Genomic DNA, 17,475 nt, shown 5'->3' with positions numbered 1-17,475 from the left:
TATGGGAGACTGATCAATTAAAAGGTTGTAACGTTCAATCTTCCTCCGGTTACTGTTTTTCCTGCAAGTGAAGCGGTTGGAGTAGCAGCGCTCATGATAGCAGTTTTGATTTGGGCAGCTGTCGCATTTGGATTTAAAGAAGCATACAAGGCAGCAGCACCCGTCACGTGCGGAGTAGCCATGGAGGTACCGTTGTAGCTGGCATATCCTGAACCAATGGTGGCATTTTTACCTTTTCCTACGGCAACAGGTACCGTAGACCAGATTCCAGAACCCGGAGCTCCGATATCTACGGTAGTTGCACCGTACTGAGAGAAGGAAGATAATCCACCGGTACTAGTGATAGAAGCAACCGCAATGATGTTGGCAGAAGAATATCCTGATGGATAGCTTGCAGTGACGTCATTGTTTGAGGCTGAGTTACCGGCAGCAGCAATGAACAAGATACCAGCATTATTTGCACGGTCAATCGCATCTTTCAGGGCCTGGGAGAATCCTCCGCCACCCCAGGAGTTATTGGTAGCCACGATATTCAAATTATGACGGGTCTTCAAGTCTGTGAAATAATCCACTGCCTTGATTGCATTGGCGGTGGTTCCACCTTGGCTTCCAAGGAATTTAGCACCAATCATTTTTACGTTCCAAACGACACCTGCAACTCCTTTTGTATTTCCACCTTTTCCTCCGATAGTTCCGGCTACGTGAGTACCGTGGTCATCACCTGTTCCGTCAAACAATGAACTGTTGTTTCCGGCGAAATCCCAGCCGTAGATATCGTCTATTAAACCGTTGCCGTCGTCGTCTACTCCATTATTGACAATTTCACCGGGGTTGGTGCCGGCATTATCAACAAGGTCTTCGTGATTGAACATGTAGCCTTCGTCGATGATTCCGATGTAAACTGCAGAAGATCCAATCTTATTAGCAGCCCAAGCTGTAGCAGCTCCAGTACCAAATTGATTGGCTGGAGAAGTACTAGATCCATACATTCCCCAAAGTTGGCTATTTAAGAAATAGGGGTCATTTGAAGTCGCATAGTGCTGATAAATCCAGTTTGGCTCAGCATACTCAATCTCAGGCATGTTGCGAAGACGCTCGATGGCTTCCATGGTACCCAGTCTTGACTCAACAAGTAAAAGGTCTCCGGACTCCCCGCCTTTTCTTGCATTGGCCAATTCCATAGCTCCGGTGGTGATTTCTTCCACAACATTGGCCTGAATCATTGCAAGAATATCCTGGGACAATCTGGATCCTGCCTGGCTAGTCTTGTACTTAATCAAAAGTTGGCCTGGCACATAATTCTCCTGAAGCACACGCTCGGTGGCGTCGCTTACTGCTACATCATTTTCGATGATGTCCGAACAGGACGCTGCCATGCCCAACAAGGCAGAAAAAGACAGCGCAGAATAAAGTTTTCTCATAAGGTAAATTTGGTTGAATGATTTAATGAAAAATAGGAGGTTAACAGAACATATCCTACATCTCATAAAGGGAAGCTTAAAATAATTTTTCATCTCAAAATTCCTGTTTTAGAAAGATCTGATTTTGGATTTGAACATCACTGAAACCTACATCTGTAGTCCATTAGCCGTAACCATCTGATTAACAATTGGCTTTTCGTGAGAAAATGATGCGTTATTTGGCTAACTTAAAGGAATCAACAAATCCATTTTTCAAATGAAAAAAGAAGAAATAAAAGCAAAAGCCTTGGAAGCCTTGGCCGATGCAAAAGCAAAACTTCAGGAATTACAGTCAAAAAGAAGTTCAATCTCAGCTGATCTTAGAGAGGATTTTGACCAAAAGATGGCTGCGATGAAAGCTAAAAAGGATGAATTGGAGGCTAAACTTGACTCCATGGAAGACAAGGCAGAGGAAAAATGGGAGGAAGTGAAAGACGTACTTGGAGATTCACTCAGGTCGTTCAAAGAAGGATTCACCCACTTGGGTAGACTCTTTGACTAAAGGGAAAAGCCGGAATCCCGGCTTTTTATTTTTCCTGGCCACTGAGGATTTCCTTGACCGCCCCGCCCGGCACAATTTTCATCATTCCTTCCTTAGTACTTTGCCATAGGAGGTAAAATGGTCCCCGGTTTGGATTTCTCGCCACGGTATAATTTGCCGTAAGGTATTTTTTCTCTCCGGGCAAATTGGAAGTGTTGAGGGCTACATTGGCCACGGAAGAAAGGAATCTGTTCTTCTTCTGTTCCCCCTTTTTGAAAAGTTCCATTTTTAAATTGGTGTAGTCAAACCTAAAGGTATTGGTTGACTTCTTGGGATCTCCGTGAATTTTCAAGTTCATCTTGACCAAATCGCCGGTGACAATATCCCCGTTCATGATGGGTTTGAGAATTTCATTCACCTTGGGCATGGGGAAATTGGTAAAATCAACTTCCATATCAAATTCATCCTTATCGTAAGGGACTTTCAGATTGATTTTCAGAGAGCCACTTCCTTCGACTTTCCCAGTAAAATTTCCATCGAAATGTTCGAAGCTTTTCTGATACGCATCAATCGTCGTGATATTGACAATGTCGCCGTTCAGATGATCGATATGGAGATTCCAATAATCGTTTTTACCGGGAACAGACTCGCCGTAAGCGATCGCTCCGTTTGTAATCCTTAGCGTATCCAATTTGAGAGGGACGGATATTTTTTTAACCATTCCCTGAAAAAGAGGCTTAATTTCATCCTTGGGTCTGGGAAGATCTTTATTTCTGTAGTCTTCCAAAATCAATCCGGCAACCTCAAGCTTTCTTGCTCTGACATCCAGATCAGAATACAAATTACTGTTGGCTTCCAAACCTGAAAACACCAAGGAATCCAACTCAAAATCAATCAAATCATTCTGAAATTCCATCTTTTTGGAAGCCTCCCTAATCCCTGCGATGTACTTCAGTGAAAGGTCATTCATCTTGAATTGTTGGGTATTGGTATCAAAGATGATCATTCCAGCTTTCAATTGCTGTCCATTAGGCAATCGATAATCCAAACTGTCCATGGACATAAAAATCCTCCCATAATCAAAAGGAATTGGATAGCTCCATTTCAAAGAATCCGTCCGAAGGTCATTGGCAACCAGATTAAAGTCGCTGAAACTTCCGATTTTTTCTTCTCCCAAGAGAATCACCGCACTGGCTTGACCCAACTCAAAGTTTTCGATTCCTCCTCTGGACAAAATATCTCCGAATAGACTTTTCATCGCTTCCCCTGCTTTTTCCTCTTCGGGATTCTCCAAAGGGATATGGATCACAAATTCAGGCTGGGAAAACATCAATTCCCTGATTTGGATGTCTTTTTCCATGAAAAGCTGGTACAGACTGAATTTATTGAGGAAGACCTGGGCGACTTTTCCCTCTACGAAAACCCCCTTCTGGTCACCGACTGGCGTAATTTTCACTTCTGAAATCAGGATAACCTTTTGGAGCAAACTGAATTCAACCTTGTCAAAGGTGAAATCATACTTTCGGTCAGGCTTGGCATTGATTACCGATTCGAGATTTTGGTAGACCCAATTCTTGCCCCAGTATATCCCAAACCCAAGCAAGGCTAAAAAAATCACTGCCAGAATGCCAAAAATTTTTAAAATCTTCATTTCGTATTCGTATTAGTTCCTCTTAATTCCAATGATAAACAATCACCAAAACCATTGACTAAAGGTTACCTTTTTAATTAAGTAAAACCATGATTTTTCTCAGGCCCCAAACCCCGAATTCCAAAACTCGAATTTCCTTTTACCCACACCCAGAAAAGCAGATTTTCTTGTCTCTTCATCAAATTTGCTTACTTGAGTAAATTACAATTTGATACATTTGGGAATGAAGCAATTTTTCTTCGCTTGGATTGCAAGTTGTTGCCTTGCTTTATCCGGATCAGCACAGGATGTCAAAATCCTTACTTATAATGTTTATCATGGGGAGCGGCCGGATAAGCCCGGAACGCCCAATTTTCAGGACATTGCCAATCTACTAATTCAGCGTCAACCTGAGGTAATTGCTCTACAGGAAATCGACAGTATGACGTTGCGATCGGCAACAATCTATGGGGAAAAGCTCGATTTCATAAGCAAACTCTCCAGAGAAACCGGCTATCGTGGATACTTCGGAAAAGCAATGGATTTTGAGGAAGGCGGATATGGAGAGGGACTTTTGGTGAAAAAAGGCTCGAAATACCACACTATCAAGCTCCCAAATCCTGCCGGAGGAGAGCCTAGGTCAATCGCCTGGGTGAAAGCGGAATTAAAAACCATGGAAGAGTTCTACTTTGGAGGAACCCACCTCTGCCATGAATTTGAGGAAAACCGGATCGCCCAACTGGACTCCATTTTGTCTTACGCGGATTCTTTGGACAAGCCCGTGATTTGGGTTGGCGACTTGAATTTTACTCCTGACTCTCCGGAATATCAGCGAATACCTTCCCATTGGAAAGAGGCCGGTGCAATGTCTGACTCTACCATGGTCACCTATGGCACTCCTGAAAATGGCGCACGGATTGACTACATCTGGTATGATTCAAGAAAATTTGAACTGGTCGAATACAAAGTCTTACCTCTCCCATTTTCTGACCATTACCCGGTATGGGCAGTGCTTCGGATGAAAAAAGAAGAACAATGAAAAAATCAGCCCTATACCTTCCCTTGACACTATTACTTCTAGTAGGAATTTTTGGATTCAATGCTATCCATTCCGGTAAAAAAGTTAAGTGGGAAGAGCTTTTCAATGGAAAAGATCTGAAGGATTGGACTGTGAAAATCAGAACCCATGAAGTCGGTGAAAATTTCGCAAACACCTTCAGAGTGGCCGAGGGCATGATGCAAGTCCGTTACGACGGCTACACAAAATTTGACCGTCAATACGGACATATTTTTTATAAAAAACCATTTTCCTACTACCTCCTTCGAGTGGAGTACCGATTTATCGGGGAGCAGTGTCCGGGTGGAGAAGGATGGGCATTGAGAAACAGCGGAGCCATGCTTCACTCTCAAGACCCGAATACCATGCTCAAAGATCAGGATTTCCCGATTTCAATCGAGGCCCAGTTCCTTGGTGGAAACGGCAAAGATCCTCGGACTACCTGCAACCTTTGCACTCCTGGAACCAATGTAGTCTTGGCAGACACGCTTTTCACCCCGCATTGCATCAACTCAAAATCACAAACTTACCATGGGGATCAGTGGGTTACCGCCAATTTCATCGTAATGGGTGATGAGGAAGTCCACCATTTGGTGGGAGCAGATACGGTATTCAGCTATTACAAGCCTCAAATCGGAGGCGGAAATGTGAGTCCTGTGGATCCTGCAGTCAAAATTGACGGCATGCTGCTGAAGTCAGGCTATATTTCCCTGCAAAGCGAAAGCCATCCGATCGATTTCAGAAGAGTGGCTGTGGTGGATTTATCCAAATTAAAAGACGATCCTAAAAAGCTCCGGGAAACCGTAAATCAGGCTTTAGCCGAAAACTAAAAAAGGGAGGTAAAACCTCCCTTTTTTTATACTCTAACCTTTGTTGTTCCGCCGCCGGCTAAGGTGATTGGAACAGGTTTGTTGGTTTTCCAGTTACCGGCTGTGAAATCAGGCACGTCGATCGAATTGGAACGGTTAGCCACAGACCATTCGCTCAGCGGTGTAATGCAACTCCAAAGTGCCGCATCATAGACATCCTGGTCGAGCGGAAGCCCATTTCTGAGGCAGTCAATCAGTCTCCAGTCCATCATGAAGTCCATTCCTCCGTGGCCACCTATCTGCTTGGCCAATTCGCCCACTTTCTGAACGATCTCCGGAGTGTACTTGGTTTGGAGATCTTTCATTTCCTCTTCCTTCATCCAGCTATGTCCCTTGGATACTTTTTGCTCAGGATATTTTTGAGCAAACCCTTCTGTACCGCTGACCACATGCAATCGGGAATAGGGACGGGGTGAAGTCACGTCGTGCTGAATCATGATCGTCTTTCCGTGTTTAGTCTTGACCACAGTGGTATTCATATTTCCACGGTATGACTTGGAAGCAAACGAACCGAAGAAAGGATCTTGCTCTGCAAGTTCCTCCGCTCTTGCTTTCATTTGGAAATCATTGGAAGACATTGAGGTTAGATATTCCATTTGATCTCCTCGATTGATGTTGAGGATTTGGCAGATTGGCCCAAGCCCGTGAGTCGGGTAGAGATTTCCGTTTCTGTAATTTTCTTTCAGTCTCCACATGTCCTGATAGCCGCCCTCCTTCTGGAAATTATGAGCCAGCAAATCGTGGATATAGGCTCCTTCCACATGCAATACCTCTCCGAAGAATCCTTCGCGGGCCATTTTCAAGGTCATTAGCTCGAAGAAATCATAGCAGCAGTTTTCCAATTGCATGCAGTGCTTTTTGGTGCGCTCGGAAGTTTCTACTAACTGCCAGCACTCATCCAGCGTGCGGGCTGCGGGTACTTCCACAGCAGCATGCTTTCCCGACTCCATGGCATAGACCGCCATAGGTACGTGCCAATCCCAAGGAGTGGCAATGTAAATCAGATCCAGATCCGGACGCTCACACATTTTTTTCCATGCATATACACTACCAGAGTATAGTTCCGGATTGTGGGGAGTTCCCTCCAGTGATTTTTTAGCTTTTTCCGCACGCTCGGGAAGAAGATCACAAAGTGCTTTGATCTCGACACCTTCGATTTTGCTTAATCGGGTTACAGCACCGGGACCTCGCTGTCCCAAACCGACAACCCCAACCCGTACGGTTTCAATTTTGGGTGCGGAAAATCCACACATGTTGAAGGATTGGATTCTGGAATTCCCATATTTTGCCTCCATGGGCAAGGTCTGAAAATCTCCCGCCAGTGCGCTTCCGGCTCCAAAAAGGCCCAGCCCCGCCAATCCGGTAGATTTCAAAAATTCTCTTCTTCGGTTCATAGTAATTCGTGCTTTTTTTGGGTTTGCTGAAGCTATTTAGTGAAAAAATCAAAAAAGTCCCTACCGCCAATCAGAAAGGGTATAAAAAAACCGGAAGCAATCGCCTCCGGCCTTTCCCTCAATTTGAAAGCACTATCAATTATTCTTCTATGATTTATGTCGATTTGGATTTTGGAGCACTATTGAGCCCCAGTATGGCATAAAGTGGACAGAAATTAACCATGCTGGTTACCAAAAAAATCACAGCCACCACCAGAGCGACTATACCCCATGTTCCGGAAATAGTCCCTGCATAATACAACCAGGCTAAAACTAAGGCAATGACCAATCGGATGATTTTGTCTGTACTTCCTACGTTCTTTTTCATATGATTTTTTTTATCAATGGGCAATATGGAATCTCGCATGCCAACTCATTATCTCACTGAATCAACTTCGGCAAGTTGGATTTCATGACTTTTGAGGTTGAATTTTGGGTGAAATTGATACTCTCAATCCGCCTTTCAGTGAAGTAAAGCTATATCCAATCCCTTTTCACATCCATGACAAAAGTCACAGATGCATCTGATTTTCAATAGGCAGAGAAGTACTGTGTCATCACCTTTTCGGCAGCTTTTCCCTGCGGGGTGAAGTCAGGTTCCCGCTCATGTCGTTCGGGATACCATTTCCAAAAAAACACCCCGGCGAGCCATTCTTTTTTCCAGGCAGTTTCAAAAAACGCCTCGTAACAAAGGGCCTGGACTTCCTCCGAGAATTGGATTTCCTTCCGTTCATTTGGCCAAACCCAAGGCTCGACGGCTGCATCGACGGTATTGCAATAGCCGATCTCTGTAAAAATCACTGGCTTTTTATACTTCCTGATCACCTTTTCAATTTTTGGGAGGTGACCTTCCCAGGAAACTTTCAACTCGTCCAAATTAGGACTATGATCGGAAGCCAAAGGAAAATAGGCCTGTATACCCACATAATCCAATGCATCCCAAAATTTTACTTTCTCAAACTCCGTAAAATTGGCCGCATAGGTGAGTTTGCCGGAATAGACTTTTCTGACTTCTGCGATAATTTCCCTCCATTCCTTCTCCCGGTCTGATGTCAATTCAAGTTCAGTCCCAACACAAAGCATAGGCATTTTCAGTTCTTCCGCCAGTTGGGCATAATCCAAAATAAATTCGCGGTAATTCTCAAACCAACGCTTCCAGTCCTCTGGATTTTTCATCTCGATTTCTCCCGGCCAACTTCCGCGTACCCAGAGGTGCGGCTTGAGCATATTCATTATCCCGTGTTGAGCGGATGAATCCAAGGTCACCTGAATTCCAGCTGGGGTTTCACCCCACCATTTTTTTTCATTGCTGAGATCCCAACGGATTTCAGGGGAATTTTTGTCCGTCTGCCAACCAAAAGGTGTTTGAGAGATGGCATTGGCCCCGGTGGATTTTAAGGCCTGAAGCTCCCCTCCCTGAAGGGGTTGGCGACTTCCCACCCAACAGACACCCTTCCACTTTTCATCCGTGGTGACCAAGCTTTCCGCAGGAATAAAAAACCAGATAAAAAAACTCAGCAACACCAGGCCCACAGAACTGAAAAGGTATTTGGTGAACCAAGGCTTCATGTGGAGAGGGTTGCTTATAGGTTATTTTGAGAGGGGCTCAACCCGGATATTTTCGAGAATGATCTCGGAGAGCTTTTCCAATTTACCGGAAATATAGAGATCCTGCATCTTTTCCACTGGGGTATTTTTGTCGTCAGGCTTGAGATTCAGGTAGTTTTGAAAGCGAATCCCTCCAACCTCCGTAACGCCGCTGACTTCACGCATTCGCACTCCTCCTCCATCGGTATGGTAGCTGTAAGCCATGTAATCCATCAGGTAATCGTCCTTACCAAACCAATACAGGAATTCATCTTCGTAATGCTCTCCTCCTCCTTCCGGCTGAAAAGTCACTTTAACCAAATGGTACTTTTCACCTTTCAATTCAGTCTCTCCGAGGTAGGTTTTTACAGCTGCGGCATCATTTAGACCATAAGGCAGAAATGCAAAATAAGCTACCGAATTGACCGAGCGGGAAAATGCTCCAATCCGCTCTTCGGTCAAGGTGTCGATTTTTGTTCCGTTCACGGTTCGGACAAATCCGGCATTGTTGAGCACATCCTTCACTGTTCCTGTGGAATCGGTGAATTCACGGATGTACTCATACGCAGTTGGCGTCTTATAAATGGTGTAATGGATGTTTCTAAAATCAAAGTCGATTTTGGAAGTTTCAAAAGCCTTTCCCCCATGGGCTTCAATGGCGGCATCAACGATTTTTTCAGCTTCAGTGCGTTGATCACAGGAGGCCAGTAGTGCTGCAAAAGCCAGGAAGAATGTGTATTTCAGAACGTTTTCCATCTATCAAGTCGTCTAGTTTTCAAATTCAATTTCATAATTCGAGTAAATATATTCAGCTCTCAGGAAAAGCTTCTCCCCTTGTTCATTCACCCGAAAACTTTCCCGCTTACCGTGTAGTTTGAACCCTTCCTTCACTTCAAATCCCAGGTTATAAACCAAGCTTCGGTGGTCTTTGAGTTGAATTTCATTTCCAACCATCAGGAAAGTTTTCGGATCAAAATAATACCACCAGGTATCTGCCTCAGGTCCATAATCCACACGGATTACCTCCACCAGTTTGCCATTTTCCAGTGTCTTTTGGCCTTCATAGCTGAGCATTGTTCCTTCATCCAGTAATTTCCAAGGTTGGGCGAAAGTGTAAAAAGCAGCATCAAAATCCTTCTTTTTGGAAGCCAAAAAACCTTCATTCTTGACCTCGTTGTCACCCATGAAATACCGCATTTGGCTTCCATCCCAAGTTGAGACATGGGAAATGCTGTCCTTGGTCCAGGTAATTTTCCCCTCAAAAAAAGGCTTAAAACGAAACTCATGCCATTGGTCCAGTTCACTTTCGACAGTTCCGTCCTCCTGAAACAGTCGAGTCCATTTGCGGAATTTCAAACTGCTGATAGTGGACCATTTTTCAGCTCCTCCATGGGCTTCCATGGATTTTTGCAAAAGCACTTGGGCTTGCTCCTCCGGACTTTTTGAACAGGAAAACTGAAGCATCAAAGCCAATCCTAGAAGTAAACGAGTCAGTTTGCTCATGACTTGAGATTAAGTGTTTTTTTTGGCAGAAAATAATCCAAATAAATCCCACCTACCACCAACAAATATTCAACTGCCAAGAAAACAGAACTCTCTGACACCGGTTCGCTCGCATAAGCCCGATAGGAAAAAATCGCAGCAAAGGACCAAATCAAAAAGGTATTTCTTCCTGTCAGTAAACTCAAGCCAAAAGCCGGAATCAGGTACCAGGGATGCATCACCGGCTGTAAAATCAGGTAGATGAGGTAGATCAACACCCACAAATCCAGTAAATCCAGAAGAGTGGAAGGCTTTCTTTTCCAGGAAAAATAAATGACCAGTCCCAAAGTCAGAACACTCAGGACTTTAGTCAAATCCGCAATGGTATTGTAACCTACCATCCAAAATCCAACCTCCCGAAGCAGGTAATAAACCGAAGCATTGAATTCAAATTTCCCCTGATACAAGCCGAGACTTTTGAAAAAATTAACCCAAGAGGAATCCACCAAAAGCCAACCAAAACTGAACACCAAAGCCAAAAACACACTCATCCATACCAGTTTGCTTTCTCGGATTTTCTTGAATGAAATCAAGGCAGGCAGGAAAATCAGCGGAACCAACTTCATCCCGATTGCCAAGCCCCAAAACCCTCCAGCCAAAGGAATCTTTTTCATTTCCAATGCCAAAACACTGGCCAAAAGCAGCAGCAATACCAACCCCTCGAAATGAAGATTTCCCGTGATTTCCAAAATCACCAAGGGATTGAGCCAGTATAAAATCACCAGTTTTTGCGGGAGCTGAAATGCTTTCAGCAATCGGATAAAAAGCATGAAAACAGCAATTTCAGCCAAAAACAAGAGTAGTCTTAGACTGATGATCCCGTTGGCAATCAATCCGTCCGAGGCCTTGGCTGCCAACCAAAACACGCCTTGGTTCAAAGGAGGATAAACAGAGTGATACTCCGGTGAATTGAGCAATGGATAAAGCTGATCGAGCATCACCGAAGCCTCTACGGGATGATTTTCAAGAAATTGTTTGGGAGTCTCTGAATAGGGATTCTCCTGCATTCTGACCAACTCCCCATCCCAGAGGAATCGGGCATAGTCCTCCGACCATTGTGGAATAGCCAGAAAAAGGGAAAATCGGATAAGAAGACCGGAAATGAAAATTAAAAACCAGGGAGTCTTTTCTTCTGACAGTGAGAAAATCAGAAACATCAATCCAAACAAGACCACAAACAGTCCAAAAGTGGACTGAAAATCTGTCCTTGGAACCAGGTTTCCCAGAAAATAAACTCCTGCCAGCATCAACAGCGCCAGCAGCACCTGTACAACTAGCTTCAAAGTAGAATTCACAGCCCCAAGTCCTTTCTCAAAGGTTCAAACACCTTTTCATTTTGATTCCAATAGTCCAGCATCTGCATGTTGGTTCGGGTAGCAGTGGTGATTTCCTGCTTCCCGTCAGCTTTGGTCCAGACTTCCTGAAAAGCAATGATTTCATAAGGAAAAAACATCTGGTACCGGACGATGAGCTTGCGTCCGATTTCGGAATAAGCTACTTCGATTTCGGATTGATTGGAGCCGATGTCTCTTTTTGAAACTGTCGCTGATTCTGCTTTGAGCGGAATATGGGCAAATCGCTGGAAGATCAGACTTGGAACCAATCTCAGATTTCCCATCGGCACTAAGTCCGGATTCAGGCGAATCAGGTTAAAAATCTCCTCCTCGGCAGGTGCATCGAGTTTAGTCTCCGCATCACCTTCGTTCTCAAAGTAGGAAAACTGCTTTGCGTTATACTTGCCACTTTTAAAATTCAATTGGGTAAAAGATTGCCCGCACCACTCGGTCACGGAAGCGGTGAGTTTGGGCGACCAGACCTCCTCATACACCGGCGTAAAGACAGAAAGCATGGTGTGGTACGGATATACTCCGGTCACAAATTCACGTGTCATGTTCAGCTTCAGCACCTTTTGTGCATCCGAGGGGCGGTCTTTGGGATTATCAAGTTTGACTTGTTTAGCCTTGGAAAAATCCTCCGTCACGAAGATCATCACGGCCTTACCGGGTCTTACCTGACCGTATCGGCTTTGCTGAAGGTCAAAGACATTGATTTCGGCTTTTCCCTGATACCAATACTTGGCAAACTGCTCTTCCTCTACTCCTTCACGGCCGGAAGGACTGCAGGAAAAAAGAAAAATTGAGAAAGATAGAAGGAAGAATAAAAATTGAAAAATTAGGATTTGGGACTTGGGATTTCGGACGCTAAGAGGTGACGGTTTCATATTGTAAGTTTGAATTAGGGATCGAGTACTTCCTGTTCTTCTGTCAACTGTGATAGTACACTGTTGACTTCACACTGCCAACTGAATCACCAATATTTGAAGATCGTAAAAATAATCTTATAGCCCGCTCCGATCACGCCTTTGACCGTCCCGCTGACTTTGGACACTCCGATCCGCTTGCGGTAATTGACTGGTATCTCTGAATAATTGAGGCCGGCTTTATGGGCTTTGATCTGCATCTCAATGGTCCACCCAAAGTTCTGATCGATCATGTTTATTTCGAGGAGTCTTTTCCAGACAATGGCTCGAAAAGGACCTAAATCCGAAAATTTGGCGCCTTGCATATATCGCATCATCGTAGTCGCCAGCCAGTTTCCAAAGACTTGAGGAAACGTCATCGATCCACTTTCCCGCTGTCCCAAGGCTCTTGACCCGATGACCAGTTCGGCTTTTCCTCCCAAAATCGGCTGAATCAAATCCGTCATTTCCTCCGGATAATCGCTATAATCACCATCCAAAAACACGACAATATCGGGTTGGATTTCCTGTTTTTTTATCCAATCCATGGCCGTGAGGCAGGCTTTTCCATAGCCCTTTTGCGGTTCAAAGACCACAATAGCACCCGCCTCTTGGGCTACTGCTCCAGTCCGATCGGTCGAATTGTTATTTGCCACCACGATGTGGCGGACGAAGTTGGGGATTTCGGCAATGACTTTGGGAATTGACTTTTCCTCATTGTAAGCAGGAATGATGACGTCAATGATCGGGGAATTGAACATTATAAATTAGCGGCCGAGGCCGTAGGATTTGAATGAGGTGATAAAAACCAGGCTATACCCAAAGGCCAGCATGGTGTGAAACGGAAGGAAAAGAAAGTTTTTCTCCCGAAAAGCCAACCAAACCATTCCCCAGAAAACCAGCGCCAAAAGTCCCTCAAACCAAGTAGTGATCGGCATTCGGTGTAGCAGGTAGCGGTTTCCTGAAAGCTGAACATTTCCCGATTCCAGGTTGAATTTTGGGGTTCGAATGAAGGGTGATTTTTTACCTGAAAGGCCTTCCCAAACCGCCTGTGCATTGTGCAAAGCCAATCCCATGGAGACCGACAAAAAGAGCGGAAGCTGCCAAATCACTCCCAAGGCCGAATTGACAAAGGAGCGCTTGCCATAGAAATAGGAGACCAGATATACTCCGGCGATCAGCACAAACCCAATCAGGAAAATCCCGGAAATCCGGATCAAAACCTCCGGAATCAGCCCCTTTTCCCCAGCCCACCAAACCCCGATGCTGCTCAAGCTGGTGAGCAAAACTGCAATGAAAATAGTGGAATTGAACAAGTGGGCGAAGGAGTGAAATTTCACCCTAAAGGGAAGCGCTTCATGACTGACTGCTCCGGCATGCTTCACTGCACACTCTGCTCCACCTTTAGTCCAGCGAAATTGCTGAGATTTGATGGCGGACATGATCGGAGGAAGCTCTGCAGGCGATTCTATTTCGGGTCGATAGACGAATTTCCAGCCCTTGCGCTGGGCCCGATAGCTCAGATCCAAGTCTTCGGTCAAGGTATCATCATGCCAGTTGCCCGCATCGAGGATGCAGCTTTTCCGCCAGATCCCTCCGGTTCCGTTGAAATTGATAAAGGCTCCCTGATGATTTCTTCCCATTTGCTCGATGAAAAAATGTGCATCAAGTGCAAATGCCTGCAACCGGGTCAACAGGGAATAATCCCTGTTTAGGTGAGTCCAACGGGTCTGGATCATCCCGACTTTTTCTGAGGAGAAATAAGGAAGAGTCTTGATCAAAAAGTCCGGATCAGGAACGAAATCCGCATCGAAGATCGCAATAAACTCACCAGTCGCTTTTTCCAAACCTTCTCGCAAAGCTCCTGCTTTAAAGCCTGCTCGGTTGGTGCGGTGAATGTATTGAAAATTGACTTCCGGGTATTCATTCAATTTTTCCCTGATGAGATCAACAGTCTGATCCGTGCTGTCATCCAAAATTTGGATTTGAAGTAAATCTTTGGGATAGTTCAGTTTCGCTGCTGCCTCAATGAGCCGCTCCACTACGTAGAGCTCATTGAACACCGGAAGTTGAACGGTGACTTTTGGCCATTCTTCTGGAGTTTTATTCGGGATATTATCCCACTCTTTTCTGGCTTTTAGAAAATGGAACAACAAATGCCCCTGTGCCAGACTGTAAATCAGGATGAAAAGCATTCCCAGAAAATACAGTCCACAGAGGAAATAGAGGAAAATCATTTACAAGTTGATCTTGATGGAATCGTTGCCGATGATGATCGGCAGGTCGTTGATTCGGTTTTCTTCCGGTCCGTTTTCCAACTTCAACACCCCTCTCGGACAAACTGCCGAGCATACTCCACAACCCACACAGGAGGAACGGACAATATTCTGCCCTCGCTGGGCATACCAGCGGACATCAATTCCCATCTCACAATACGTGGAGCAATTGCCGCAGGAAATGCACTGACCTCCATTGGTGGTGATTCGAAATCTGGATTTGAACCGTTGCACAATTCCCAAATAGGCAGCCAAGGGACATCCGAAACGACACCACACCCGATTCCCCATAAATGGATAGAATCCAGTGCCCACAACTCCTGCAAATGCCGAACCGATCGCAAAACCGTAAAACGAATGTAGCTGGTTGGTTACATTTCCCAAAAAGCTGAAGCCCGAAAAGTAGTTGGCGATGGTCACCACTGTCATCACCACTGCCAAAACGAGGACACTATGAATGATTACCCGCTCGTATTTCCAGGCTTTGACAGACTTGTCAGAAAGCTGCCGAAAGGGATCTCCTACGGTTTCGGCCAAGCCGCCACAACCGCAAACCCAAGAGCAATACCATCTTTTTCCAAAGAAATAGGTAAACACAGGAACTCCCACGATAATCAACAAAATGCCCCAAATCAGCATAAACATGCCTACTCCCCCTCCAGAAAGGAACGCGGAGATCTGATAATCATAGAAAAAATCGTAATCCAAAGGCCAGATATTTTTGAAATCAAAGTAGGGCTGATTGAGCAACACCAGGATTTCAGGGATCAGGAAAGCAAAGGCCGTCTGAAAAAACATGACCGACGCTGTCCGGAGTTGTTGATATTTGTTGCCTCGATACTTTCGAAACATCCGGATTCCCATCACGATAATGGCCAGGGTATAAATCAATCCGTAAAGAAACCATTGACTGGCGGGATTGCCGGACAGGATCTCAGAAATGGGACTCACCATCCAAACGAGATTGACCAAATAAGCCGGAAACCAATACAGAACGACGTAAAACAAGATTAGAAATGATCCTGTCAGCATCCCGATAAGCCCTTTATTCTTCAAAGAGGAATGGAAAATACCGTTGTTTTTGATCCCTGCAGGCTCGTTCTGGTATTGGCGAAAGTTGTATAAAAATCCTCCCAAAACTGCCAAGCCAATTGAAAGGCCAAAGTATAGCCAGGGATTTTCGCGAACCGGACTTTGCAAAGCTGAAAAAGCCAAAGCAAAACTGTAATCATCCCAAATGACCTGATCCCAGAGTTGTTGCGATTTCAGTTGGTCATTGTAGGTGCCAAAATTTTCCCCAAATGCAGCGAGAAACGAAAAACTGGAACCATATTCCTTCCCGTACATCGGCTCAAGAATCTCAGCCATTTTCTCCTGATGAATATCCTTGGTCTTTGCCAAAACCAAGTCTTCGGAAAGGGTGTATGTTCCCAAAAACGGAATGATCAGAAATACAATCAACCCGATCAGAAACAATCCTAAACCTAATTTCTCTATTCCCTTCATACGCTTGCTCCGAAAAGTTTTTGGATAAATGATTTCTTTGCAAGATGAAAATGGCCTCCTATTTCTGTTTTGAAAGCATTTTGAATTTCGATGTAATAGGGAGCAAAAAACTCCGGGTCGAAATTCGCGTGTTTTAACCGGGCCATCACCTTTCCTCCGGACCATTTTTCACGAATCGCACGGTCCATCAACTCATGCCTGAGTCTAAAGCCGAAATTATTGACACCTAATATCTGACCAGAGGAATTCATCAGCATGCGGAAACAGACCTTTCCCGAAGCATGCTCCCAGTAAAAACTTTTGACCTGACTTTCATCCCAAGTCGGAGGCACCGTCCCGTAAGTTTGGTACTCGATATCCAGAAATTTGGCTGAGTTGAACCATACACCCGGCCGATAAGGGACTGGTTTATTGCAGAGGTTGTAGGCTAGCGTTTCCCCGTGCATTCGTCCGGTGTACCATACTTGTTCAATATTTCGCCGGTCTGCAGCAGGTGGTTTTTCAAATTCCGCACAGTCTCCTATGGCAAAAACATCGGGAATATTGGTTTGGAAATACTCATCCACTTTCACTCCCCGATTCACTTGGAGTACAGTATTTCTTAGAAAATCGATGTTTGGTGTTACTCCAGCCGTCAATCCTACAAACTGACAAGGGATTTCCTCCCCTATTGAGGTGATTACTGCACGGACTCGACCGTTGGAATCCGAAAGAATCTCTTTTAGCTCGGTCTCCAATCGCAAATCGATATGATGCTCGCGGATGTGTCTGCTGACCAATTCGGATTCTTCTTTGGGGAGGACATTGTCCCAGAATCCTTTTTCGCGGACAAGGAAAGTCACCGGTATCTTTTTGTAGGCAAGCATTTCAGCCATTTCGATTCCGATCAATCCACCGCCGACAATCGCGGCCCGCTGTACACCTGATTGAGTATTTTTTTCCATCAACTCCAAATCCTGCTTGGAATACAATCCCTGAACTCCAATCAGATCTTGGCCCGGCCAACCGAATTTATTGGGCTTGGAACCCGTAGCAATGACCAATGCATCATAAGCCAGTTTTTCGCCCGAGCTAAAAAGGAGCGATTTTCCTTCAAAATCCACCTGCTTGACCCATGCTTCTTTCAGGTCAATTCTGTTTTTCTCCCAAAACCACGGCTCGTAAGGTTGGGTATGCTCAAATTTCATGTGCCCCATGAACACATACATCAACGCGGTGCGGGAAAAAAAATACTTCGATTCCCCGGAAATCAGGGTGATTCTTGCTCCCGAATCCAGTTTTCTCAGATTTCTAGCACAAGTAACACCGGAAATTCCGTTGCCGATAATGACGATATGCCGGGATTGGCTCATGGGTAAAAAAAATGGGATGGGGTTAAGTTACCGAAAATGTTTC

The 17,475-nt window shown here is 44.9% G+C and carries 16 protein-coding genes; 3 read left to right on the top strand and 13 right to left on the bottom strand.

The features are described from left to right. Positions 1 to 17: 17 nt before the first annotated feature. Positions 18 to 1,421 (bottom strand): S8 family peptidase, encoded by a 1,404-nt coding sequence (locus D0X99_RS06590; RefSeq protein ID WP_199708024.1) that lies wholly within the window; start codon positions 1,419 to 1,421, stop codon positions 18 to 20. 256 nt (positions 1,422 to 1,677) lie between these two features. On the opposite strand from D0X99_RS06590, the gene D0X99_RS06585 reads away from it, so the two are divergent. Next, positions 1,678 to 1,962 carry a sll1863 family stress response protein gene (locus tag D0X99_RS06585; RefSeq protein ID WP_119476830.1) on the top strand — a complete coding sequence of 95 codons (285 nt, stop codon included), beginning with the start codon at positions 1,678 to 1,680 and terminating at the stop codon, positions 1,960 to 1,962. Between the two features lie 25 nt (positions 1,963 to 1,987). On the opposite strand, the gene D0X99_RS06580 is transcribed toward D0X99_RS06585, so the two are convergent. Beyond that, positions 1,988 to 3,592 carry an AsmA family protein gene (locus D0X99_RS06580; protein ID WP_119476829.1) on the bottom strand — a complete coding sequence of 535 codons (1,605 nt, stop codon included), beginning with the start codon at positions 3,590 to 3,592 and terminating at the stop codon, positions 1,988 to 1,990. A 223-nt stretch (positions 3,593 to 3,815) separates the two neighbouring features. On the opposite strand from D0X99_RS06580, the gene D0X99_RS06575 reads away from it, so the two are divergent. Both D0X99_RS06575 and D0X99_RS06570 read left to right on the top strand, forming a co-directional pair. Beyond that, positions 3,816 to 4,610 carry an endonuclease/exonuclease/phosphatase family protein gene (locus D0X99_RS06575; protein ID WP_119476828.1) on the top strand — a complete coding sequence of 265 codons (795 nt, stop codon included), beginning with the start codon at positions 3,816 to 3,818 and terminating at the stop codon, positions 4,608 to 4,610. Beyond that, positions 4,607 to 5,458: a 3-keto-disaccharide hydrolase gene (locus tag D0X99_RS06570; protein ID WP_119476988.1), complete on the top strand. Its 852-nt coding sequence runs from the start codon at positions 4,607 to 4,609 to the stop codon at positions 5,456 to 5,458. The genes D0X99_RS06575 and D0X99_RS06570 overlap by 4 nt, the downstream gene beginning before the upstream one ends. A gap of 26 nt (positions 5,459 to 5,484) precedes the next feature. On the opposite strand, the gene D0X99_RS06565 is transcribed toward D0X99_RS06570, so the two are convergent. The 11 genes from D0X99_RS06565 to D0X99_RS06515 all read right to left on the bottom strand — a co-directional run bounded on the left by D0X99_RS06565 (position 5,485) and on the right by D0X99_RS06515 (position 17,432). Then, positions 5,485 to 6,891 (bottom strand): Gfo/Idh/MocA family protein, encoded by a 1,407-nt coding sequence (locus tag D0X99_RS06565; protein WP_119476827.1) that lies wholly within the window; start codon positions 6,889 to 6,891, stop codon positions 5,485 to 5,487. A gap of 154 nt (positions 6,892 to 7,045) precedes the next feature. Then, positions 7,046 to 7,258 carry a YgaP family membrane protein gene (locus tag D0X99_RS06560; RefSeq protein WP_119476987.1) on the bottom strand — a complete coding sequence of 71 codons (213 nt, stop codon included), beginning with the start codon at positions 7,256 to 7,258 and terminating at the stop codon, positions 7,046 to 7,048. Positions 7,259 to 7,461: 203 nt separating this feature from the next. Then, positions 7,462 to 8,499, bottom strand: coding sequence for a glycoside hydrolase family 113 (locus D0X99_RS06555; protein ID WP_233553670.1), 1,038 nt, complete (start codon positions 8,497 to 8,499; stop codon positions 7,462 to 7,464). 21 nt (positions 8,500 to 8,520) lie between these two features. After that, positions 8,521 to 9,273 carry a DUF6503 family protein gene (locus tag D0X99_RS06550; protein ID WP_119476826.1) on the bottom strand — a complete coding sequence of 251 codons (753 nt, stop codon included), beginning with the start codon at positions 9,271 to 9,273 and terminating at the stop codon, positions 8,521 to 8,523. A 12-nt stretch (positions 9,274 to 9,285) separates the two neighbouring features. Next, positions 9,286 to 10,020, bottom strand: coding sequence for a DUF6503 family protein (locus tag D0X99_RS06545; protein WP_119476825.1), 735 nt, complete (start codon positions 10,018 to 10,020; stop codon positions 9,286 to 9,288). Then, the gene (locus D0X99_RS06540; RefSeq protein WP_147392195.1) at positions 10,017 to 11,342 is read right to left on the bottom strand and encodes a glycosyltransferase 87 family protein; all 1,326 of its coding nucleotides are present in this window, start codon (positions 11,340 to 11,342) and stop codon (positions 10,017 to 10,019) included. The genes D0X99_RS06545 and D0X99_RS06540 overlap by 4 nt, the downstream gene beginning before the upstream one ends. Positions 11,343 to 11,350: 8 nt before the next feature. Next, entirely contained in the window at positions 11,351 to 12,280 is a 930-nt protein-coding gene (locus D0X99_RS06535; protein ID WP_233553669.1) for a hypothetical protein, read from the bottom strand. 86 nt (positions 12,281 to 12,366) lie between these two features. Then, a complete protein-coding gene (locus tag D0X99_RS06530; RefSeq protein ID WP_119476823.1) occupies positions 12,367 to 13,059 on the bottom strand; it encodes a glycosyltransferase family 2 protein in 693 nt (230 codons plus the stop codon). Positions 13,060 to 13,065: 6 nt separating this feature from the next. Continuing rightward, positions 13,066 to 14,535 carry a cellulose synthase family protein gene (locus D0X99_RS06525; protein WP_119476822.1) on the bottom strand — a complete coding sequence of 490 codons (1,470 nt, stop codon included), beginning with the start codon at positions 14,533 to 14,535 and terminating at the stop codon, positions 13,066 to 13,068. After that, complete coding sequence (locus tag D0X99_RS06520; RefSeq protein ID WP_119476821.1) at positions 14,536 to 16,080, bottom strand: 4Fe-4S binding protein; 1,545 nt, start codon at positions 16,078 to 16,080, stop codon at positions 14,536 to 14,538. After that, a complete protein-coding gene (locus tag D0X99_RS06515; protein ID WP_119476820.1) occupies positions 16,077 to 17,432 on the bottom strand; it encodes an NAD(P)/FAD-dependent oxidoreductase in 1,356 nt (451 codons plus the stop codon). The genes D0X99_RS06520 and D0X99_RS06515 overlap by 4 nt, the downstream gene beginning before the upstream one ends. Between the last annotated feature and the right edge of the window lie 43 nt (positions 17,433 to 17,475).

The sequence above is a fragment of the Algoriphagus lacus genome (genome assembly GCF_003583985.1).
In the GTDB taxonomy this organism is placed as follows: Bacteria; Bacteroidota; Bacteroidia; order Cytophagales; family Cyclobacteriaceae; genus Algoriphagus; species Algoriphagus lacus.
This window is presented reverse-complemented; position numbering and strand designations above follow the sequence as displayed.

Excerpts from the sequence above, each read along its gene's own strand:
- D0X99_RS06560 (WP_119476987.1), bottom strand. The coding sequence starts at position 7,258 with ATGAAAAAGAACGTAGGAAGTACAGACAAAATCATCCGATTGGTCATT.
- D0X99_RS06570 (WP_119476988.1), top strand. The coding sequence starts at position 4,607 with ATGAAAAAATCAGCCCTATACCTTCCCTTGACACTATTACTTCTAGTA.
- D0X99_RS06520 (WP_119476821.1), bottom strand. The coding sequence starts at position 16,080 with ATGAAGGGAATAGAGAAATTAGGTTTAGGATTGTTTCTGATCGGGTTG.
- D0X99_RS06550 (WP_119476826.1), bottom strand. The coding sequence starts at position 9,273 with ATGGAAAACGTTCTGAAATACACATTCTTCCTGGCTTTTGCAGCACTA.
- D0X99_RS06575 (WP_119476828.1), top strand. The coding sequence starts at position 3,816 with ATGAAGCAATTTTTCTTCGCTTGGATTGCAAGTTGTTGCCTTGCTTTA.
- D0X99_RS06555 (WP_233553670.1), bottom strand. The coding sequence starts at position 8,499 with ATGAAGCCTTGGTTCACCAAATACCTTTTCAGTTCTGTGGGCCTGGTG.
- D0X99_RS06565 (WP_119476827.1), bottom strand. The coding sequence starts at position 6,891 with ATGAACCGAAGAAGAGAATTTTTGAAATCTACCGGATTGGCGGGGCTG.
- D0X99_RS06515 (WP_119476820.1), bottom strand. The coding sequence starts at position 17,432 with ATGAGCCAATCCCGGCATATCGTCATTATCGGCAACGGAATTTCCGGT.
- D0X99_RS06530 (WP_119476823.1), bottom strand. The coding sequence starts at position 13,059 with ATGTTCAATTCCCCGATCATTGACGTCATCATTCCTGCTTACAATGAG.
- D0X99_RS06585 (WP_119476830.1), top strand. The coding sequence starts at position 1,678 with ATGAAAAAAGAAGAAATAAAAGCAAAAGCCTTGGAAGCCTTGGCCGAT.
- D0X99_RS06525 (WP_119476822.1), bottom strand. The coding sequence starts at position 14,535 with ATGATTTTCCTCTATTTCCTCTGTGGACTGTATTTTCTGGGAATGCTT.
- D0X99_RS06590 (WP_199708024.1), bottom strand. The coding sequence starts at position 1,421 with ATGAGAAAACTTTATTCTGCGCTGTCTTTTTCTGCCTTGTTGGGCATG.
- D0X99_RS06535 (WP_233553669.1), bottom strand. The coding sequence starts at position 12,280 with ATGAAACCGTCACCTCTTAGCGTCCGAAATCCCAAGTCCCAAATCCTA.
- D0X99_RS06580 (WP_119476829.1), bottom strand. The coding sequence starts at position 3,592 with ATGAAGATTTTAAAAATTTTTGGCATTCTGGCAGTGATTTTTTTAGCC.
- D0X99_RS06545 (WP_119476825.1), bottom strand. The coding sequence starts at position 10,020 with ATGAGCAAACTGACTCGTTTACTTCTAGGATTGGCTTTGATGCTTCAG.